Source organism: Kluyvera sp. 1366, from assembly GCF_054823405.1.
The window spans coordinates 333,392-352,337 of sequence record NZ_JBTRDW010000006.1; the positions used below are offsets into that span (position 1 = coordinate 333,392).

The 18,946-nt window shown below is 56.0% G+C and carries 21 protein-coding genes, 2 tRNA genes and 1 pseudogene; 15 read left to right on the forward strand and 9 right to left on the reverse strand.

Annotated features, from left to right (window positions below):
• Nucleotides 1-636, reverse strand: coding sequence for an HTH-type transcriptional regulator RutR (rutR, locus tag ACVLVH_RS15790; RefSeq protein ID WP_110865882.1), 636 nt, complete (start codon nt 634-636; stop codon nt 1-3).
• Between the two features lie 307 nt (nt 637-943).
• Here rutR and rutA point away from each other — a divergent pair, with 307 nt between their 5' ends.
• The 6 genes and pseudogenes from rutA (at nt 944) to rutG (ending at nt 5,894) form a co-directional block, all read left to right on the forward strand.
• Nucleotides 944-2,035, forward strand: coding sequence for a pyrimidine utilization protein A (gene rutA, locus ACVLVH_RS15795; RefSeq protein ID WP_049851054.1), 1,092 nt, complete (start codon nt 944-946; stop codon nt 2,033-2,035).
• The gene (gene rutB / locus ACVLVH_RS15800) at nt 2,035-2,745 is read left to right on the forward strand and encodes a pyrimidine utilization protein B (protein ID WP_110865881.1); all 711 of its coding nucleotides are present in this window, start codon (nt 2,035-2,037) and stop codon (nt 2,743-2,745) included. Before rutA ends, rutB begins: the two co-directional genes overlap by 1 nt.
• A gap of 42 nt (nt 2,746-2,787) precedes the next feature.
• Nucleotides 2,788-3,183, forward strand: coding sequence for a pyrimidine utilization protein C (rutC, locus tag ACVLVH_RS15805; protein ID WP_110865880.1), 396 nt, complete (start codon nt 2,788-2,790; stop codon nt 3,181-3,183).
• A complete protein-coding gene (rutD, locus tag ACVLVH_RS15810; protein WP_110865879.1) occupies nt 3,183-3,986 on the forward strand; it encodes a pyrimidine utilization protein D in 804 nt (267 codons plus the stop codon). Before rutC ends, rutD begins: the two co-directional genes overlap by 1 nt.
• 15 nt (nt 3,987-4,001) lie before the next feature.
• Nucleotides 4,002-4,523: pseudogene (rutF, locus tag ACVLVH_RS15815) on the forward strand (NADH-dependent FMN reductase RutF).
• 45 nt (nt 4,524-4,568) lie between these two features.
• Entirely contained in the window at nt 4,569-5,894 is a 1,326-nt protein-coding gene (rutG, locus tag ACVLVH_RS15820) for a pyrimidine utilization transport protein G (RefSeq protein WP_498949708.1), read from the forward strand.
• Here the strand turns inward: rutG and ACVLVH_RS15825 are convergent.
• Complete coding sequence (locus tag ACVLVH_RS15825) at nt 5,891-6,805, reverse strand: DMT family transporter (protein ID WP_192413815.1); 915 nt, start codon at nt 6,803-6,805, stop codon at nt 5,891-5,893. The two genes, rutG and ACVLVH_RS15825, sit on opposite strands and share 4 nt — an antisense overlap.
• Nucleotides 6,806-6,914: 109 nt before the next feature.
• Nucleotides 6,915-7,079, reverse strand: coding sequence for a con-10 family general stress protein (locus tag ACVLVH_RS15830; protein ID WP_061717065.1), 165 nt, complete (start codon nt 7,077-7,079; stop codon nt 6,915-6,917).
• A 297-nt stretch (nt 7,080-7,376) separates the two neighbouring features.
• Here ACVLVH_RS15830 and wrbA point away from each other — a divergent pair, with 297 nt between their 5' ends.
• Genes wrbA through ACVLVH_RS15845 form a run of 3 tightly spaced genes read left to right on the forward strand, consistent with a single transcriptional unit; the run spans nt 7,377 to nt 9,658 of the window.
• Nucleotides 7,377-7,976, forward strand: coding sequence for an NAD(P)H:quinone oxidoreductase (gene wrbA, locus ACVLVH_RS15835; protein WP_498949710.1), 600 nt, complete (start codon nt 7,377-7,379; stop codon nt 7,974-7,976).
• A 21-nt stretch (nt 7,977-7,997) separates the two neighbouring features.
• Nucleotides 7,998-8,228, forward strand: coding sequence for a YccJ family protein (locus ACVLVH_RS15840; protein ID WP_007887329.1), 231 nt, complete (start codon nt 7,998-8,000; stop codon nt 8,226-8,228).
• Nucleotides 8,229-8,284: 56 nt separating this feature from the next.
• A complete protein-coding gene (locus tag ACVLVH_RS15845; protein ID WP_101760910.1) occupies nt 8,285-9,658 on the forward strand; it encodes an NAD-dependent succinate-semialdehyde dehydrogenase in 1,374 nt (457 codons plus the stop codon).
• A 48-nt stretch (nt 9,659-9,706) separates the two neighbouring features.
• On the opposite strand, the gene agp is transcribed toward ACVLVH_RS15845, so the two are convergent.
• The 3 genes from agp to ACVLVH_RS15860 all read right to left on the reverse strand — a co-directional run bounded on the left by agp (nt 9,707) and on the right by ACVLVH_RS15860 (nt 11,780).
• Nucleotides 9,707-11,311: a bifunctional glucose-1-phosphatase/inositol phosphatase gene (gene agp / locus ACVLVH_RS15850; RefSeq protein WP_192413819.1), complete on the reverse strand. Its 1,605-nt coding sequence runs from the start codon at nt 11,309-11,311 to the stop codon at nt 9,707-9,709.
• Nucleotides 11,312-11,568: 257 nt separating this feature from the next.
• Nucleotides 11,569-11,656, reverse strand: a tRNA-Ser gene (locus ACVLVH_RS15855).
• Nucleotides 11,657-11,692: 36 nt separating this feature from the next.
• Nucleotides 11,693-11,780: transfer RNA gene (locus tag ACVLVH_RS15860), tRNA-Ser, on the reverse strand.
• A 222-nt stretch (nt 11,781-12,002) separates the two neighbouring features.
• On the opposite strand from ACVLVH_RS15860, the gene yccA reads away from it, so the two are divergent.
• Nucleotides 12,003-12,656 (forward strand): FtsH protease modulator YccA, encoded by a 654-nt coding sequence (gene yccA / locus ACVLVH_RS15865; RefSeq protein ID WP_007887332.1) that lies wholly within the window; start codon nt 12,003-12,005, stop codon nt 12,654-12,656.
• Between the two features lie 98 nt (nt 12,657-12,754).
• Nucleotides 12,755-13,081: a sulfurtransferase TusE gene (tusE, locus tag ACVLVH_RS15870; protein WP_101761038.1), complete on the forward strand. Its 327-nt coding sequence runs from the start codon at nt 12,755-12,757 to the stop codon at nt 13,079-13,081.
• Here the strand turns inward: tusE and yccX are convergent, their stop codons facing one another.
• The gene (gene yccX / locus ACVLVH_RS15875) at nt 13,082-13,360 is read right to left on the reverse strand and encodes an acylphosphatase (protein WP_192413821.1); all 279 of its coding nucleotides are present in this window, start codon (nt 13,358-13,360) and stop codon (nt 13,082-13,084) included.
• Between the two features lie 85 nt (nt 13,361-13,445).
• Here yccX and rlmI point away from each other — a divergent pair, with 85 nt between their 5' ends.
• Nucleotides 13,446-14,636 (forward strand): 23S rRNA (cytosine(1962)-C(5))-methyltransferase RlmI, encoded by a 1,191-nt coding sequence (rlmI, locus tag ACVLVH_RS15880; RefSeq protein ID WP_192413823.1) that lies wholly within the window; start codon nt 13,446-13,448, stop codon nt 14,634-14,636.
• A gap of 59 nt (nt 14,637-14,695) precedes the next feature.
• Complete coding sequence (hspQ, locus tag ACVLVH_RS15885; protein ID WP_008101422.1) at nt 14,696-15,013, forward strand: heat shock protein HspQ; 318 nt, start codon at nt 14,696-14,698, stop codon at nt 15,011-15,013.
• 31 nt (nt 15,014-15,044) lie between these two features.
• Here hspQ and ACVLVH_RS15890 read toward each other — a convergent pair whose 3' ends face one another.
• Nucleotides 15,045-15,458, reverse strand: coding sequence for a CoA-binding protein (locus ACVLVH_RS15890; protein WP_101760915.1), 414 nt, complete (start codon nt 15,456-15,458; stop codon nt 15,045-15,047).
• 177 nt (nt 15,459-15,635) lie between these two features.
• On the opposite strand from ACVLVH_RS15890, the gene ACVLVH_RS15895 reads away from it, so the two are divergent.
• The gene (locus ACVLVH_RS15895; protein ID WP_192234368.1) at nt 15,636-16,262 is read left to right on the forward strand and encodes a YccT family protein; all 627 of its coding nucleotides are present in this window, start codon (nt 15,636-15,638) and stop codon (nt 16,260-16,262) included.
• 68 nt (nt 16,263-16,330) lie between these two features.
• The gene (locus tag ACVLVH_RS15900) at nt 16,331-16,792 is read left to right on the forward strand and encodes a methylglyoxal synthase (protein ID WP_101760917.1); all 462 of its coding nucleotides are present in this window, start codon (nt 16,331-16,333) and stop codon (nt 16,790-16,792) included.
• Between the two features lie 3 nt (nt 16,793-16,795).
• Here the strand turns inward: ACVLVH_RS15900 and helD are convergent, their stop codons facing one another.
• Nucleotides 16,796-18,850, reverse strand: a complete 2,055-nt coding sequence (gene helD, locus ACVLVH_RS15905) for a DNA helicase IV (protein ID WP_192413825.1) — start codon at nt 18,848-18,850, stop codon at nt 16,796-16,798.
• Nucleotides 18,851-18,946: the final 96 nt, after the last annotated feature.

Below are 18,946 nucleotides of genomic sequence, written 5' to 3' on the forward strand. Positions count from 1 at the left end.
TCAGCGCACGCGGATCCCTTCAATTATCATGCGCTGCACGTTTTCCAGCGTCTGTTCAAAAAACGCCGCATCGTTCAACGTCTGGCCGGTAATCGCTTCCACCTGTGAGGCGAAATCCGCATAGTGCTGCGTAGTCGCCCATAGCAGGAAAAACAGGTGCTGCGGCTGCACGCCCGCCAGCCGACCTTCTGCGATCCACTGTTCGATAATCGCCGCTTTCTCATCCACCAGCGCTTTTAAATCACCGGCCAGTTCACCTTTCAGCAGCGGCGCGCCCTGCAACATCTCAAGGCAGAACAACCGTGAAGCTTGCGGATGATCGCGCGAGACTTCCAGCTTAAGGCGAATGTATTGACGTATCGCGGTCAGCGGATCGTGATCGTGCTGCAGCGCGCGCAGCGGCGCCAGCCACACATCAAGAATCTCTTTTAAAACCGCCACATACAGCACTTCTTTCGACGGATAGTAATACAGCAAATTGGTTTTGGAGACGTCGGCGCGCTCCGCCACTTTATCCAGGCTGGTACCGTGAATACCGTATTGCGAGAAGAAGGTTAACGCCGCTTCCAGAATGGCTGCCCGCTTTGCGGCGACCGCTCGCGAACGGCGTCCCGGTTTTTTTTCATCGCTTTTCACACTGTTACCTCTTCCGTCCTGCGTCAACGCATCATAACAAAGGCCTTCTTTCCTACCTAATCGCCCGCCTGCACCTTTTTTGACCACGCGGCGCATGAAAAACGTGCAGAACGTTTTGACCAAACGGTCTGAAATGGACCAATTACTCCAGTTTAGAACAGGCGTTACTTTTAACACATTGTTATTTATCTCTTTTAAAAATGTGGCACAGCATTTGCAATTTTGTGATGGAGCGCCGCCCGCAGGATGCGTGCAGGAAGCAGCGCAGCGCGTGAAGCAGTCCCCGTCTAATGCAGAGAGGTTTCACATGAAAATTGGCGTCTTTATCCCGATTGGTAATAACGGCTGGCTGATCTCCACCCATGCGCCGCAGTACAAACCGACTTTTGAACTGAACAAAGAGATCGTGCTGAAAGCAGAGCATTATCATTTCGACTTTGCCCTTTCGATGATCAAACTGCGCGGCTTTGGCGGCAAAACCGAGTTTTGGGATCACAACCTCGAATCCTTCACGCTGATGGCGGGACTCGCGGCGGTGACCTCACGCATCGAAATCTACGCCACCGCCGCCACGCTGACCTTGCCGCCCGCGATTGTGGCGCGTATGGCCTCCACCATTGATTCCATCTCGAATGGCCGCTTCGGCGTCAACCTCGTTACCGGCTGGCAGAAACCCGAGTACGAGCAGATGGGCTTGTGGCCGGGCGATGCTTACTTCTCCAGCCGCTACCAATATCTGACCGAATACGTCACCGTGCTGCGCGATTTGTGGGGCACCGGCCAGAGCGACTTCAAGGGCGAGTTCTTTACCATGAACGATTGCCGCGTCAGCCCGCAGCCGCAGAAACCGATGAAAGTGATTTGCGCCGGTCAGAGCGATGCGGGCATGGCGTTCTCGGCGCAGCACGCCGATTACAACTTCTGCTTTGGCAAAGGCGTCAACACGCCAACTGCCTTCGCGCCAACTGCCGCGCGTATGAAGCAAGCTGCCGATAAAGCGGGGCGCGACGTCGGTAGCTATGTGCTGTTTATGATCATCGCCGCCGAGAGCGACGAAGCCGCACGCGCCAAATGGGAACACTACAAAGCCGGTGCCGATGAAGAGGCGCTCGCCTGGCTCACCACGCAAAGTCAGCAGGACACCAAATCCGGCAGCGACACCAACGTGCGCCAGATGGCCGATCCGACCTCCGCCGTCAACATCAATATGGGCACGCTGGTGGGTTCTTACGCCAATGTGGCACGAATGTTGGATGAGGTTGCTTTAGTCGATGGCACGCAAGGCGTGTTGCTCACCTTCGATGACTTCCTGCAAGGCATCGAAGATTTCGGTGAACGTATCCAGCCCTTAATGCAGTGTCGCCACGATTTAATCGCATCCCAGCAGGAGGTTGCCTGATGAGTACCGTTGTTTGCGCCCACACCTCAAGTTTACCGAACGTCACCTTGCCGGCGCGCCCGGAAGCCATCGCGCTGCCGCCCGCGCAAAGTGCGCTGATTGTGGTGGATATGCAGAACGCCTACGCCACGCAAGGCGGCTATCTCGATCTGGCGGGCTTTGATGTCTCCGCTACCAAGCCGGTGATTGCCAAAATCCATCAGGCGGTCACCGCAGCGCGGGCCGCCGGCATGCAGATCATCTGGTTCCAGAACGGTTGGGACGACCAATACGTTGAAGCCGGTGATGCCGGATCCCCCAACTTCCACAAATCTAATGCGCTGAAAACCATGCGCAAGCGCCCGGAGTTACAGGGCACGCTGCTGTCAAAAGGCGGTTGGGATTATGCGCTGGTCGATGAACTGGTGCCGCAGGCCGGCGATATCGTACTGCCGAAACCGCGCTACAGCGGCTTCTTCAACACCTCGCTCGACAGCATGCTGCGCAGCCGTGGCATCCGCCATCTGGTGTTTACCGGCATCGCCACCAACGTCTGCGTGGAATCGACGCTGCGTGACGGCTTCTTCCTGGAATATTTCGGCGTGGTGCTGGAAGACGCGACCTATCAAGCGGGTCCGGCGTTTGCCCAACAGGCGGCCATTTTCAATATCGAAACGTTTTTTGGCTGGGTCAGCGATACCGACACTTTCTGCGAAACGCTGAAAAGCTAACGCCTCGATTCACCTGCAAACCGATAAGAAGAGGATTTCGCCATGCCTAAAAGTGTGATTATTCCGCCCGGCACCGGTACGCCCATTGCGCCATTCGTGCCCGGCACCTTAGCTGACGGCGTCGTCTACGTCTCCGGCACCTTGCCGTTCGATGCCAACAACAACGTGGTGCACGTCGGTGATGCCGCCGCGCAAACGCGTCACGTGCTGGAGACCATTAAAAAGGTGATCGAAACCGCCGGCGGCACCATGGACGACGTGACCTTCAACTCGATTTTTCTCACCGACTGGAGCAACTACGCAGCGATTAATCAGATTTACGCCGAATACTTCCCCGGAGATAAACCGGCGCGCTTCTGCATTCAGTGCGGCTTAGTGAAACCGGATGCGCTGATCGAAATCGCCACCGTTGCGCATATCGGCAAACAGGAGGCCTGATGCATCTGGAGATCCAGGGTTCAACCGCTGAAGATGCGCCGACGCTGGTGCTCGCTTCCGGTTTAGGCGGCGTCGCCGGTTTCTGGCAACCGCAGCTGGCGGCGCTGACGCCGCATTATCGCGTGGTGACGTACGATCAGCGCGGTACCGGCCGCAGTGCCGATACGCTGCCGGACGGCTACAGCATGACGATGATGGCGGCGGAACTGGCAGAAACGCTGGAACAGCACGGCATTCAACATTACGACATTATCGGCCATGCGCTGGGCGGCTTAATCGGCCTGCAGCTGGCGCTGGACTTCCCGCAGCGCGTGGGCCGCGTGGTGGTGATCAACGGCTGGCTTTCGCTGGATGCGCACACGCAGCGCTGCTTCCAGGTGCGTCAGGATCTGCTGATGAACGTCGGCGTCGAAGCCTTTGTGCGTGCGCAGCCGCTGTTCCTCTATCCCGCGGAATGGCTGGCGCGCAATCAGGAGCGCATTAACGCTGAAGATGCGCACCATGTCGCCCATTTTCAGGGCATGGAAAACCTGCTGCGTCGCTTGCATGCATTGAAAAGCGCGGATTTCCGCGCACATGTGGCGCGCATCTCCCAGCCGGTGTTGGCGATCTGCAGCCAGGACGATCTGCTGGTGCCGTGGAGCTGCTCACCGCAGCTGGCGCAGGCGCTGCCCAACGGCAGCCTGATTGAGATGGCCTGGGGCGGACACGCGATGAGCGTCACCGATGCCGACAACTTTAATGCGCTGCTGCTGCGCTGGCTGGCCGATACGGCTGCGCCTGCCCAGCGAGCGGCCAGCTAATCACAGGAGCCGCCAATGAGCGTGCATGAACTGCCAGTTTTGCCCGGTGTAGAACGCGATGCGTTTCGTAACGCGATGGCGTGCTTAGGCGCGGCGGTGAATATCATCACCACCGACGGTCCCGCTGGACGCGCCGGATTTACCGCCTCGGCGGTGTGCAGCGTTACTGATACGCCGCCTACGCTGCTGGTTTGTCTTAATCGCTCAGCGTCGGTGTGGCCGATTTTTCGCGACAACGGTTATCTGTGCGTTAACACCCTGGCCGCCGGGCATGAAGATCTCTCGACGCTATTTGGCGGCAAAACGCCGATGGCGGAACGCTTTGCCGCCGCTGACTGGCACACGCTGGCCAGCGGTTCACCGCTATTAGACGGCGCGCTGGTGTCGTTTGACTGAAAAGTGGCACAAGTGGTCAGCGTGGGCACGCACGACATTCTGTTTTGCGAAGTGCAGGCGCTGGTACGCAATGATGAAACGCACGGTCTGGCATGGTTTGACCGTGGCTATCATCACCTTTTACGGCAGGACGCCCGCTAACGCCGCCTTGTGCGGCCCGCTTTCACTGACACCCTGGAGATGACGATGGCGAGTTCCTGGTTCCCCCGCTGGCAGAAAAAGTCAGCCATGACCGATGATGGGCTGATTGCGCCGGACGAAACGCTGCCGTTTGCGCAGACGGTCGTGCTAGGCCTGCAGCATGCTGTGGCAATGTTTGGCGCAACGGTGCTGATGCCGTTGCTGATGGGACTGGACCCCAATCTGGCGATTCTGGTTTCGGGCATCGGTACGCTGCTGTTCTTCCTGGTCACCGGCGGGCGCGTACCCAGTTATCTCGGATCCAGCGCGGCGTTTGTCGGCGTAATCATCGCGGTAACCGGCTTTAACGGTCAGGGACTCAACCCCAACCTGGCGCTGGCGCTGGGCGGCGTGATTGCCTGCGGCGCGCTCTATACACTGATTGGCCTGATTGTAATGAAGGTCGGCACCGGCTGGATCGAGCGTCTGATGCCGCCGGTGGTCACGGGCGCGGTGGTGATGGCGATTGGTCTGAACCTGGCGCCAATTGCGGTGCACGGTGTGTCCGGCTCGATGTTTGACAGCTGGATGGCGGTGATGACGGTGCTGTGCATTGGTCTGGTGGCGGTATTCACGCGCGGGATGATCCAGCGCCTGCTGATTCTGGTCGGCCTGATTGTCGCGTGGGCCATCTATGCACTGCTAACCAACGTGATGGGCTTCGGCAAACCCGTGGATTTCAGCGGCCTTGCCAACGCACCGTGGTTTGGCCTGCCGCACACCACCGCACCGATCTTTGATATGCAGGCCATCGTGATGATCGCGCCTGTGGCGATCATTCTGGTAGCGGAAAACCTCGGGCACATTAAAGCCGTGGCGGGCATGACCGGGCGCAATCTCGATCCCTGGATGGGCCGCGCCTTTGTCGGTGACGGTCTGGCAACCATGCTGTCGGGCTCAATCGGCGGCAGCGGTGTCACCACCTACGCGGAAAATATCGGTGTGATGGCGGTGACCAAAGTCTATTCAACTCTGGCCTTTGTGGCCGCCGCGGCGATCGCTTTGGTGCTTGGCTTCTCACCGAAATTTGGCGCGCTAATCCACTCCATTCCCGGTCCGGTGATTGGTGGCGCCTCGATTGTGGTGTTTGGTTTGATCGCGGTGGCGGGCGCGCGCATTTGGGTGCAGAACCATGTGGATTTTAATCAGAATGGCAATTTGATCATGGTGGCGACCACGCTGGTGCTGGGCGCCGGTGATTTTGCCCTGAAGATTGGCAGCTTCACTCTTGGCGGCATCGGCACCGCCACCTTTGGTGCCATCATCCTGAACGCGATTTTACAACGTCGCGGCGCCGCGCTGGCGAACGAGGCGGCACGGCAACATCCTTAAGGCTCGAGCGGTGCCTGATCGGGCACCGCTTTCTTGCGGCGTATACGCAGTTCGCTGACGATCACCCCACAAACAATCAGTGCCGCGCCCAGCAGCGCAGCAGCAGGTAGACGCTCGCCCGCCAAACGCCCTACCACGCCCGCCCACCCCGGTTCACCGGCGTAAATCACCGTGGCACGCGTCGGTGAAACGCTGCGTTGCGCCCAGTTCATCGTCACCTGAATTAAGGCGCTGGCCGCACCCAGCCCCAACGCGCTCAGCAGCAACGGCGTTGACATGGCAGGAGCCGATTCGCCATTCGGGATCATCAGAACAAAGGCGCAGGCCGATGCCACCATTAGCTGAATCAGCGTGACGCGGCGCACATCGACCTGTCCGGCATAACGGCTGATCAGGATGATCTCCGCGGCGATTGCCAGCGTGCTCAGTAAGGTGGCGATTTCACCGGCATTCAGCGTCAAACTGCCATCCTGCGGACCCGCCACCAGCACTAAACCGGTAAACGCCAGCAAAATGCCCAGCCACGCCATCAATCCCGGCGGACGGCGCAGGAATAACCATTGCAGCAGCGGCACCACCGGCACGTAGAGCGCGGTGATAAACGCCGACTGACTGCTGGAAATGGTTTGCATGCCCCAGGTTTGCAGACCGTAGCCGCCGGCAATCGACAGGCCAATCAGCGCCCCGGCTTTGATTTCCATCCAGGTCACTTGCTTGAGATAACGACGGAAGAAAAAGGCCAGCAGCAGCGATGCCGTAGCAAAACGTAATCCCACAAAGAAGAACGGACCGGAATGGGCCATCGCCCGGTGTACCACCAAAAAAGTGCCACCCCAAACCATGGTAATAAATATGAGCACCAACTCCTGACGCGAAATACGCAGGCTGAGACGAGAAGAAGAAGCGGACATAACGCACCAGAATAATCAGTTGGCGGTCAGTTTGCTCAGAGAGCGGGGAAATTGCAATGCCTGTCACCGCCGGGCGAACCCGGCGGCCGGGGATTAACGGTCAGTCGCGCTATTTCTTGCCGCGGCTGCGTCCCCCTTTTTCACCGGCTACAGACGCGCGCTGTGGGTCGTTTCTAAAATTACCCCCGCTGTTTTTGCCGCCTTTGCGACCCGCTTCTGCGGCCCTTTCACGGTCCTCTGCGAAATTGCCTGATCCTCCACGATGTTCGGCCATCATTTCCTCCACGGATTGAGCATCCAGATTAGGGGCTTATCACGATGCTGCCGTGAGAAGCCTGGCGGCGGATATTCCGCACACCTGATTGAATAATAGACAGCGCAGCGGTGAGATCGGCCTGATATTCACAATTTGAAACAGATAATTCACTCATTTCACTGCGAAAAAGCAAATTTACCGCCGCGTTACAAGCAGTTAGCCGACACTTATTGGCACCTGCTTAACCTCTGTACAGCAGTCTGCGCAGGCTCTTCTATACTTTTGGTTACTCACCACCCTCGCAGGATGAAAACCATGGCAAAGATTTTGGTGCTCTATTATTCGATGTACGGACATATTGAAACCATGGCGCAAGCCGTGGCCGACGGTGCAAAGAGCGTGAGCGGCGCGGAAGTTACGATATTGCGTGTGCCGGAAAGCATGGATGCCAAGCGTTTCGCCCAGGTTGGCGGCAAAGTGAACCAAGCCGCGCCTGAAGCGAAACCGGAAGATTTGCCGCAGTACGATGCCATCATCGTTGGCACGCCCACGCGCTTCGGCAACATGGCGGGGCAGATGCGTAACTTCTGGGATCGCACTGGCGGCCTGTGGGCTTCGGGCGCGCTGTACGGCAAAATCGCCAGCGTCTTTGCTTCCACCGGTACCGGCGGCGGCCAGGAGCAAACCATCACTTCCGTCTGGACCACCCTCGCCCATCACGGCATGGTGATTGTTCCCATCGGTTATGGCACTAAAGAACTCTTCGACATCTCCCACGTACGCGGCGGAACGCCCTACGGCGCCACCACCCTGGCGGGCGGAGATGGATCACGTCAACCTTCGGCGGAAGAACTGGATATTGCCCGTTTTCAGGGCCAACACGTCGCCGGACTGGCGGTAAAGCTACAGGGATAAAATCCACAACAGGAGACCTTCATGACAACAGAACAGTCGAAAGAGCATCACGTAGGCGAATGGGCATCACTGCGCCACACTTCACGCGAAATCGCTGAAGCCATTTTTGAGGTAGCCAACTACGACGAACGTTTAGCCGAGCAGATCTGGAGCCAGCAAGGCAGCGATGAAGTGCTGATTCGCGCCTTCAAAAAGACCGACCAGGATGTTCTGACCTGGGACGATAAAACGGTCGAGCGCAAAAACGTTTAAATTGCAGGCGGGCATTGTCCCGCCTTTGTTACCTTTACATCACCAAGGAGCCTTGTATGTCAGCCTATCAAAGTATCAATCCAGCCAATAACCAACTGCTAAAAGCGTGGAACGAGCACGATGATGCCTATGCACAACAGGCGCTGGAAACCGCAGATGCGCTTTATCATTCCGCGTGGAGTAAAGGCGATATTCAACCGCGTCTGCAGGTGCTACACCGTTTAGCCGATTTGATTGACCAACGGGCCGAAGAGCTGGCGACCATCGCCAGTAAAGAGATGGGCAAACTGATTGGCCAGAGCCGTGGTGAAGTAAAAATCTGTTCGCAGATCGCCCGCTACTACGCTGAACATGCCGCGACATTTTTACAGCCGCAACCCTACGCCAGCGATGTGGGCGATGCCTGGCTTGAGTACCATCCGATTGGCGTGATCGTCGCGGTTGAGCCGTGGAACTTCCCTTACTATCAGCTGATGCGCGTGCTGGCGCCAAACCTGGCGCTCGGCAATCCGGTGCTGGCGAAACACGCCAATATCGTGCCGCACTGCGCCGATGTGTTTGAAAAGCTGGTAGAAGAAGCCGGTGCGCCAAAAGGCGCATGGACCAACCTGTTTATCTCCACCGATCAAGTCGCGGATTTGATTGCCGATCCGCGCGTGCAAGGCGTGGCGCTGACGGGTTCCGAACGCGCCGGTAGTGCCGTGGCGGAACAGGCCGGTAAACACTTGAAGAAATCGACGCTGGAGCTGGGCGGTAACGATGTGTTTGTGGTGCTGGACGATGCCGATATCGATGAAGCGGTACGTCAGGGTGCGCAAGCTCGCCTCAGTAACTGCGGCCAGGTCTGTACCGCCGCCAAGCGCTTTATTTTGCATGAGAAAATTGCCGATACGTTTATGGCCAAATTTAGCGCGGCTCTGCAATCGGCCACGCCGGGCGATCCGCTTGATGAGAAAACCACGCTTGGTCCGCTCTCTTCAAAAGATGCGCGCGATCGTTTAGTGAAGCAGGTTGAGGAAGCGGTGCAAAATGGCGCGCGCGTGGAGTTTGGTGGACGCGCCATTGATGGTGTCGGCTGCTATTACCAGCCAACGGTGCTCACCGGTCTGACGCCAGACAATCCTGCTTACTATCAGGAGTTCTTTGGCCCGGTAGCACAGGTGTATGTGGTGGCGGACGATCGTGCCGCTGTGGCGCTGGCGAATGATTCAAATTACGGCCTGGGCGGTTCAGTCTGGACCAAAGACATTGCGCGCGGCCGTAAGATGGCGTCGCAGATTGAAACCGGCATGGTGTTTATCAATTCGCAGAGCGATACCTCCGCAGAGCTGCCGTTTGGTGGCGTGAAACGTTCCGGATACGGACGTGAGTTGTCGGATCTGGGGATTAAAGAGTTCGCCAACCAAAAATTAGTGGTCGTCGCCGGTTAACAGGCACAAAAAACCCCGCCGCGGCGGGGTTTTCTTTGAGCAGCAAACTCAGTTACTGGTCGCTGCTTTGGCCGGTTCTTCTGATTTGGCTGGCGTAGCATCGGCTTGCGCTTTCTGTGCTGCTGCCGCATCAGCCTTGGCTTTGTCATCCGCTGCTTTCTGGGCAGTGGCTTTCTCCGCTTTGGCTTTATCGTCTGCCGCTTTCTGCGCGGCCGCTTTATCCGCCTTCACTTTCTCTTCAGCCGCTTTCGCGTCTGCAGCCTTCTGTGCTGCGGCTTTATCCGCTGCTGCTTTGTCTGCGGCTGCTTTATCCGCAGCAGTCTGATCGGCTTTCTGCTTAGCGTCATCTGCGGCTGGTGCTGCGGCCGCAGGTGCTGGCTGTTCTGCCGCAGCAGGCTGCAGTGGCGTACCTTGCAGAGCGCCATTCAATGCGCCGATGAATTGATCCCAGCTGCAGTAGCCGTTGGCATCCGTTTCGCAGCCCGCCAGTTGCAGCGTGACGCGCTTCGGTGGATTTTTCAGGCTCAGCACATCGGCATCGCGCAGTTGATCGGCCGTTTGATAGACGTACTCAATTTTCAGCAGATCTTTGTTGTTCTTCACATCGTGCCAGCGTTCGAATACTACCTGGCCGCCAATCGGTGTTTTCTCGTCGTTGCCCGGCAGTTCATAAGGCTTAACCTGCAGTGCGCTGAGTAAGGAGGCGATGTTGGAATCATGACCAACCATCAGCGTCACTTTTGGCGCGTTGGCTTTGTCCTGATCGACCAACTGGCTGCGGATGTAATCCACCAGCGGTGCGGCCACTTCGCGCGCCACTTCAGGAGAGGCGAACAGCGCATCCTGATAACCGTTTTTGATCGACGCCAGCTCTTTCCACTGTTCAGGCGTTTTGATCTGGCCCCAGGCAACCTGATCGGCCGGGAAACCTTCGTAATATTGCAGCGTAAACGCATCCACCAGCGAGTTGCCGATTTTCAGCGGACCGCTTACGTTCGGCTCTTTACCGTTATCCGCGCTGAAAGTGTTATCGCCGCTGCTCAAATCACACTGCTTTTTGCCGTTACAGGCCGGGGCAGATTTGTAGTCGACGATTTTTTCCAGATGCTGGAAGGCAGGCTTCAGTGCCAGCTTTTCATTAGCCGCGGTCATGGCAGCCAGGGCTTTCTTGTTGAATTCATCGCTGCCGTCGGTGACGACCGGATTGAAGATCGGATCCATGGTGCCCATCGCATCCTGATGCGTGACCGCGATATCACAGCCAGGGAAGGCGCCAGTGATAAAGTACTGCGCGGTCGCCACGGTGCGCTGCAGGCTGTTGGCGTAGACAAAGATGTTGCTGCTGTCCGGGCAAGTCCCGTTCTGGACTAAGCCCTGCTGTGCCAGCCACTGACGGGTATAATTCCCCATGTAGACTTCCAGCACGCCACCTTTGGTGGTGAGCTCACCTCCCGCGACATCCCACTGCGGCCAGCTCTTTTTGGTGGATTGTTCCAGTACGCTGCCGTTGTTGGCGAGCGGCGCACGCAGATTGTGACGGCTTAACATCAGCACCTGCTGGAGTTGCATATCTCCATCCGCAGCATAGGCGGACATGCCCATCGGGAGCGCAGCGATGACTGACAACGCGCAAAGACTCAGTTTCTTGATCATTGTGCCTATTCCATAATTCATCAGTGAAACACTCTGGCTTTCAAACGATTAGCCCGCCAAAGAGCGAATTACCGCACAGTGTAACTCAGCTTGCATCGGAAAATCGCCAGATGTTTGCAAAAAACCGTGCATGGAATATAGCAGTTAACGCGCGTGGCGTCGGGGAACGGCAGCAGATGGAAAAGCAACGCGATGTTTTTCGGAATTTATGAACGCAGAAAAGCAAAAAGCCCGCATTTCTGCGGGCTTCTTTAATATGGCGGAGGAACAGAGATTCGAACTCTGGGATGGTTTCCCATCGACGGTTTTCAAGACCGTTGCCTTAAGCCACTCGGCCATCCCTCCGGGGATTTTTTTGTTGCGTCACTCTGCAAGAGTGAATGGCGGAGGAGGAGAGATTCGAACTCTCGGATGGTTTCCCATCGACGGTTTTCAAGACCGTTGCCTTAAGCCACTCGGCCACCCCTCCGCAATGAGGCGCACTATAAACATCCCCCATAACGATGTAAAGCCTGCAATGAATCGTTCGGCTGAAAAACAGCCAAATTCTATTTTTTCGGCGTCAATTTCGCCATTCTGCTCAGCGAAACAGCAATTTATCGCGTAAAGATGGGTAAAACGCCTTTTCTGTCTTTCAGGCGCTGCGTATCCTCGTGCCATATTTGGTGTTTCTCTCTTTAAGGAGCGCATGATGGAAAGAATTTTTAGCTCGTCGCAGCAATCGTTAGTCAGCACCCACAAAGTGCTGCGCAATACTTATCTGTTACTTGGCTTTACGCTGGCCTTCTCGGCCGTCACCGCCACACTCAGCACCGTGTTTGCCTTGCCTTCACCGGGCCTGATTCTGATGCTGGTCGGCTTTTATGGCTTGATGTTCCTGACGCATAAACTGGCTAACAGTCCGGCAGGTATTCTGGCGGCCTTCGCTTTCACCGGCTTCCTCGGTTACTGCCTTGGTCCAATCCTGAGCTCGTTCCTCACTGCAGGCATGGGTGATGTGATCGCTATGGCACTGGGCGGTACCGCGCTGGTGTTCTTCGGTTGCTCGGCCTACGTATTGACCACGCGCCGCGATATGTCATTCCTGAGTGGCATGATGATGGCCGGCTTTGTCGTGCTGCTGGTGGCGGTGGTTGCTAATATCTTCCTGCAACTGCCTGCGCTGCATCTGGCGATTAGCGCCCTGTTCATCCTGTTCTCTGCCGGTGCCATCCTGTGGGAAACCAGCAACATCATTCACGGCGGTGAAACCAACTACATTCGCGCTACCGTAAGCCTGTACGTTTCGCTGTATAACATTTTTGTTAGCCTGTTAAGCCTGCTGGGCTTCGCTAACCGCGATTAAGCTGCTGCAATAGTTATTACACCCCGCTTCGGCGGGGTTTTTGCTTTTTATGGCCGGGCGAATTTACAATGTGTCGATTAACGCCATGAGGAATGACTGTGAATTTTGCTGGTAAAGAGATTGCCACCGATGCGGAAGGCTATCTGAAAAATAGCGCGGACTGGAGCGAGCCGCTGGCTGCTGCCATCGCGGAGCAAGAAGCGATCGTGATGAGTGACGCGCACTGGGAAGTGGTGCACTTTGTGCGCAACTTTTACCAGGAATTTAATACCTCGCCGGCGGTGCGCATGCTGGTGAAAGCCATGGCGCAAAAGTATGGCGAGGAGAAAGGCAACAGCCGCTATCTGTTCCGTCTGTTCCCGGAAGGCCCGGCAAAGCAGGCGACCAAAATTGCCGGATTGCCAAAACCGGCGAAATGCTTGTAATCAGCCGGTGGTGAATCGGGTCGGCATTTCCCTGGGCTGATGCGGCTCCACCAGCACTTTATCCACCCGCGCGCTGCGCGGCCCACCCGCTTTGAGCCAACTGATCAATGCATCGACCTGCTGCGCCTCACCGGACGCCAGCACTTCAACGCTGCCGTCCGCCAGATTGTGCGCATAACCGTTAAGATTCAATTCTCTGGCCTGCGCTTGGGTGTGGTAGCGAAACCCCACGCCCTGCACGATGCCGTGCACCCAAATTTTACAGCATGCGGTAGCCATTGCGTTCTCCCATCACCTTGCGTTGCAATTTGCCGCCATCCGCCGGAAAATGGCGCCTCATTTTTTCAGGTAAGCATAGCAAACTATGACCGTTCGATTGATTCTCACAAAGGGACGTGAAAAATCCCTGCTCCGCCGCCATCCGTGGGTGTTCTCTGGTGCCGTTGCACGTATGGAAGGTAAAGCCCAGTCTGGTGAAACCATTGATATCTGTGACAGCAATGGCAAATGGCTGGCTCGCGCCGCGTATTCTCCGCAATCACAAATTCGCGCACGCGTCTGGAGTTGGCAACAGGATGAGTCAATCGACATCACCTTCTTCGTGCGCCGCTTTAAGCAAGCCCAGCTGTGGCGTGACTGGCTGGCGAAACGTGATGGGCTGGACAGCTATCGTCTGATTGCCGGTGAGTCTGATGGCATGCCGGGCGTAACCATCGATCGCTTCGGCAACTTCCTGGTGATGCAGCTGTTATCTGCGGGTGCTGAGTATCAGCGTCCGGCCATCGTCTCCGCCTTACAGCAGTGTTTCCCGGATTGCGCTATTTACGATCGCTCAGACGTGGCGGTGCGTAAAAAAGAGGGACTGGAGCTGGCGCAAGGGCCGGTTTCGGGTGAACTGCCGCCACCGCTGCTGCCGATTACTGAACACGGCATGAAGCTGCTGGTGGATATTCAGGGCGGTCATAAAACCGGCTATTACCTTGATCAGCGTGACAGCCGTTTTGCCACGCGTGGCTACTCAGATAATGCACGCGTGCTGAACTGCTTCTCTTACACCGGTGGTTTTGCGGTTTCTGCCTTGATGGGCGGCTGTTGTGAAGTGATTAGCGTTGATACTTCGCAAGACGCACTCGACGTGGCGAAACAGAACGTTGAACTCAATGGTCTGGATGTGTCGCGTGCCCAGTTTGTGCGTGACGATGTGTTCAAACTGCTGCGTCGTTATCGCGACAGCGGCGAAAAGTTCGACCTGATCGTCATGGATCCACCGAAATTCGTTGAAAATAAAAATCAGTTGATGGGCGCGTGTCGCGGCTATAAAGATATCAATATGCTGGCCATTCAGCTGTTGAATCCCGGTGGCGTATTGCTGACCTTCTCCTGTTCTGGCCTGATGCCAACCGATTTGTTCCAGAAAATCATCGCTGATGCCGCCGTTGATGCCGGTCGTGATGTACAATTTATAGAGCAGTTCCGTCAGGCAGCCGACCATCCAGTGATCGCCAGCTATCCTGAAGGGCTTTATCTGAAAGGTTTTGCCTGCCGCGTGCTGTGACTTGAAAACGCTGTCCCTGCCTCCATATTGGTTACAGGGCAGTCTTTTGGGAGGTCACAATGATTACGACTAAATTTGGAATTGGACAGCAGGTCCGACATCGTCTCTCCGGGGTGCTCGGCGTTATCGTGGATGTCGATCCGGAGTTTTCGCTTGATGAGCCAGAAGTTGATGATGTCGCTGCCAGCGAAACGCTGCGCGCCGCGCCCTGGTATCATGTGGTGATGGAAGATGAAGAAGGCGATCAGGTGCATACCTATGTCGCTGAAGTTCAGCTGGCGGGGGAAACCTCCTTCGAACATCCCGAACAACCTTCAATGGATGAGCTGGCCGCGTCAATTCGGCAACAGCTGCAGGCACCCAGCCTGAGACATTAATCAAACGGCGACTCAGGTCGCCGTTTCTGTTTTAGTGCCTAATCCCCAGCCGAGGAATTTCAATTTTTGGACAGCGATCCATTATCACGGTCATACCCGCGTCTTGCGCCAGCACCGCCGCCTGCTCATTAATCACGCCCAGCTGTAACCACAGCGTATCCGCTCCAATGGCGATCGCTTCCTGCGCAACGCCCCACGCCGCTTCGGCATTGCGAAACACATCTACCATATCCACTTTTCCGGGTACATCCGCCAGCGTGGCATAGGCGGTTTGACCAAGAAGTTGCTGTCCCGCCAATTTAGGACTCACCGGAATCACCTCGTATCCCTGATCAAGTAAATATTTCATCACGCCATAGCTCGGGCGATCGGGGCGGTCGCTGGCGCCCACTAACGCGATACGTTTGGTTTTAGTCAGCACATCGCGAATCGTTTGATCATTCATCTTTTTTCTCCTGGTTCATTCGCTTAAGTGTAGATGGCATTGCGCATCAGGCTGCAACTGTTGGTCACCAGAACTTTGCGCAGCAGCACGAATAAATATGTAAAAATGTAAATTTACTGCCATAATGTAATACTTTGCTACACATAATCGATTTACCCCCTTCTGCCGGGAGTTGAAATGAAGCTGTCTTTAACTGCTACGGGTTTACTGCTGTTGCTCGTATCAGCCTCATGCCAGGCCATCACTCTCAAGCTCGATCCCGAGATCGAACTGCTGGTGCTGGACGGGCGTAAAATTTCTGGTTCGCTGTTGAAAGGCGCAGGCAGCCTTGAGCTGGATCGTGGGCAGCATCAGTTTCTGTTTCGTGTGGAAAAACCGGGCACTGACGCCGCGCACTTTCAATCCGTGCCGATGATTGTCACTTTCAGCGCCAATGCCCATTCGGTGGCAATTCGCTTGCCTGCGCTCACTAATCGTCGTGAACGTACCACCTTCGACAAAACCCTCAACTTTCAACTGATTGATGAACGCGGCATAGAAATCACCAGCCTGCGCGACCATTTGCCGAAGCCAGGTGATAACGATTTCGAAAAGGCGATGGTGAATTATAATCGTGATGCCCACGCCGCTTCGGTTCCGCGTTTTGCCTTACATTCGCTGAGCGCCAGCGAGGCGCAGTTGAATCTGGATTACGCCTGGCAAGACGTTAGCGATCTTCCCTCTTTGCATGGCTGGTTCAAGCGTTTTGATGCCGCCACACGTCTGCGTTTTATTAGCTGGATGAAAACCTTACGCGCAAGTTGATAGTGATGAAACGCCAGGGGTAAACTCCTGCATTAACACATAATGCATGAGAAGAAACAGGAAGCCCTATGGAGCAGACCGTTCGTACCCTTCAGGTTCAGAAACATATCGCCCTCGTTGCACACGATCACTGTAAAGCCTCGCTGCTGGAGTGGGTGCAAACCAACCAAAGCACGCTGCAACAGCATGTGTTGTACGCTACCGGCACCACCGGCAATCTGATTAATCGTCATACCGGATTGGATGTTAACGCCATGCTAAGCGGCCCGATGGGCGGCGATCAGCAAGTGGGGGCGTTGATTTCGGAAGGTAAAATTGATGTGCTGATTTTCTTCTGGGATCCGCTGAATGCGGTGCCGCACGATCCAGATGTCAAAGCGCTGCTGCGCCTCGCCACGGTGTGGAATATCCCGGTGGCCAATAACCGCACCACCGCAGATTTTATTATCCAGTCACCGAAGTTTGCCCAACAGATTGAGATTCAGATTCCAGACTATCAGCGTTATCTCGCCGAACGCCTGAAACCCTAATCATCAGGCCTTACGGCTTTGTGGCACACCTAATTCGCGCAGGTGCTCGACAAATACCGAAGGCCGATCTTTATCGAACATCAGCCACACCTGCTGGCGCGCACGCGTCATCGCCACATACGCCAGCCGTCGCTCCTCCGCATCCGGGAAATCTTCCGGCTGCGGCAGCAAACCCTCTTCCATGATGGATTCCCGCGCTTGTGCCGGGAAACCGTCGCGTCCCTGATGCAGCCCCAATACAATAACAAAATCCGCCTGTTGTCCTTTGCTGGCATGGATCGTCATGAAATCCAGCTTTAACTTTGGCCAGCGCGTTTTAGCTTTATCGAGGATTGCCGGCCGCAAATGGTGGTAACGCGCTAGCAGCAGTACGCGCTCTTCGGGTTTGGCATAACCGCTCAGTTTATCGAACAGCGCTTCCAGTTGATCCTGCGGCAGCAAAGTCACCGATTTTTTATTACCTTTGCACAAGCTGTTCAACGGCTTGCGCAGCTGATGCGGGTTCTGTTGTACAAAGCGATTGGCTATCTCACCAATACGATCGTTAAAGCGATAGGTGGTATCCAGCACGCAGCGATCGCCATCGCCGAAATAGTGATGGAACGCGGTGGTCAAACTCATTTCGGCACCGCTAAAGCGATAGATTGCCTGCCAGTCATCGCCCACCGCGTACAGGCTGGTTCGCTTGTTTTGCTGACGCAGCGCCGTCAGCAGTGCGGCTCGCTGCGGTGAGATGTCCTGAAACTCATCGACCAGAATATGCTTCCACGGGCTGATAAAACGCCCTTTCTCCAGAATGGCAATCGCCTGATGAATCAGCCCGGAGAAATCGACCGCGCCCTCCTCTTTCAGCGCGCTTTTCCATGCCTTTAACAGTGGCGCCATCAGTTTGACACGCTTGCTGAAATTATCGCGCTGCGCTTCTGCCACATCCGCGATCATTGCCGCCTGCGCGCCGCCGTGCATGCGCATCAAGCCCAGCCAGCGCTCCATGCGCGATGCGATGCGCTGCGCCAGTTTGTCATCTTGCCAAAAGGGACCTTCGGGAATCTCCCACTCCAGCTCATCCTGCAACCACTGACGCCAGCCGCTGGCCTGCGCTTTCTTGCTGTTGCACTGCTCACGCCAGGTCTCTATCAGCAACTGACGCCGCGCCTTGCTGTCGCTTTCCAGCTTGCTGATCACCGGTTGTTTGTTACTGCCTTCGCGGATGATATGCAGCGCCAATGCATGGAAGGTACGCGCCTGAATCGCGCTTTCACCAAGGCGCGTTTGAATACGGTCATTCATCTCTTCTGCCGCCTGACGACCAAACGCCAGCAACAGAATTTGATCCGCTTGCGCCAGCTTGCGTTTTAGTAGCCAACCGGCGCGCGCCACCAGCACCGAGGTTTTGCCACTGCCCGCGCCCGCCAGCACCAGCAGCGCGTCTTCGCCATTCACTACAGCTTCGCATTGCGATGGATTGAGCGGCGTGGTTTCAACGGTGGAGAAGAATTCGTGATAGTCGCTGAGGATCTTGCTGGTCCATTGGCGATTGCGTTGGCGGATCGCTGCTTCACCTTGCTCCAGCCATTGCTGGCAGAATTCCCAGCGCTCACGACAGTTGTCAAACTCGGCAATACGCGCGAGAGGCAACGGCAAGGCAGAAAACTGGCGTGTAATGCTCTCTTTTACCGCGCTCAGCTCACTACGTTTCAACCAGCGATCCTGTTGGGTGAAGGCGAGGATTTCCTGCTCCAGCGCGACCAGCACCTCCGCGCTCACCTCGCTCATCTCCTGGCTCCACTGCTGCCAGGCGTGCTGCAAATAATGGAAAAAGCGCTGCGTTTCCTGCCATTCGGTGCCATGAAGGCGCACCACTTTCTCATCTGGCAGCAGAAACTCCAGTTCGCCCCATACCATGCCGCGTTTGCAGGCAATGTTGAGCAACTGGTTAAACGGAATCAGATATTCATGGCGATCGCCACTGACTTCCACGCCGGCGGCCAGCAAGCGCACCCGATTATAGGGATGCTGTGCCAGACGTTTACCCATTGATGTTGCTTTCAGTTCCATGTCCGCACCGTCATGTGGAATTCGATATCGCGCAGTTTACCTGTCAGACTCTTGGCGCTCCAGCCTTAAAAAGAGCTAAACTTGGCGCCACATATT

Coding starts and splice junctions, on each gene's coding strand:
- rutD (WP_110865879.1), top strand. CDS start 3,183: ATGCATCTGGAGATCCAGGGTTCAACCGCTGAAGATGCGCCGACGCTG.
- rlmI (WP_192413823.1), top strand. CDS start 13,446: ATGACCGTTCGATTGATTCTCACAAAGGGACGTGAAAAATCCCTGCTC.
- ACVLVH_RS15825 (WP_192413815.1), bottom strand. CDS start 6,805: ATGTCCGCTTCTTCTTCTCGTCTCAGCCTGCGTATTTCGCGTCAGGAG.
- ACVLVH_RS15840 (WP_007887329.1), top strand. CDS start 7,998: ATGACAACAGAACAGTCGAAAGAGCATCACGTAGGCGAATGGGCATCA.
- rutA (WP_049851054.1), top strand. CDS start 944: ATGAAAATTGGCGTCTTTATCCCGATTGGTAATAACGGCTGGCTGATC.
- ACVLVH_RS15830 (WP_061717065.1), bottom strand. CDS start 7,079: ATGGCCGAACATCGTGGAGGATCAGGCAATTTCGCAGAGGACCGTGAA.
- yccA (WP_007887332.1), top strand. CDS start 12,003: ATGGAAAGAATTTTTAGCTCGTCGCAGCAATCGTTAGTCAGCACCCAC.
- agp (WP_192413819.1), bottom strand. CDS start 11,311: ATGATCAAGAAACTGAGTCTTTGCGCGTTGTCAGTCATCGCTGCGCTC.
- rutG (WP_498949708.1), top strand. CDS start 4,569: ATGGCGAGTTCCTGGTTCCCCCGCTGGCAGAAAAAGTCAGCCATGACC.
- ACVLVH_RS15890 (WP_101760915.1), bottom strand. CDS start 15,458: ATGAATGATCAAACGATTCGCGATGTGCTGACTAAAACCAAACGTATC.
- ACVLVH_RS15895 (WP_192234368.1), top strand. CDS start 15,636: ATGAAGCTGTCTTTAACTGCTACGGGTTTACTGCTGTTGCTCGTATCA.
- helD (WP_192413825.1), bottom strand. CDS start 18,850: ATGGAACTGAAAGCAACATCAATGGGTAAACGTCTGGCACAGCATCCC.
- ACVLVH_RS15900 (WP_101760917.1), top strand. CDS start 16,331: ATGGAGCAGACCGTTCGTACCCTTCAGGTTCAGAAACATATCGCCCTC.
- wrbA (WP_498949710.1), top strand. CDS start 7,377: ATGGCAAAGATTTTGGTGCTCTATTATTCGATGTACGGACATATTGAA.
- rutB (WP_110865881.1), top strand. CDS start 2,035: ATGAGTACCGTTGTTTGCGCCCACACCTCAAGTTTACCGAACGTCACC.
- yccX (WP_192413821.1), bottom strand. CDS start 13,360: ATGGCTACCGCATGCTGTAAAATTTGGGTGCACGGCATCGTGCAGGGC.
- ACVLVH_RS15845 (WP_101760910.1), top strand. CDS start 8,285: ATGTCAGCCTATCAAAGTATCAATCCAGCCAATAACCAACTGCTAAAA.
- rutC (WP_110865880.1), top strand. CDS start 2,788: ATGCCTAAAAGTGTGATTATTCCGCCCGGCACCGGTACGCCCATTGCG.
- hspQ (WP_008101422.1), top strand. CDS start 14,696: ATGATTACGACTAAATTTGGAATTGGACAGCAGGTCCGACATCGTCTC.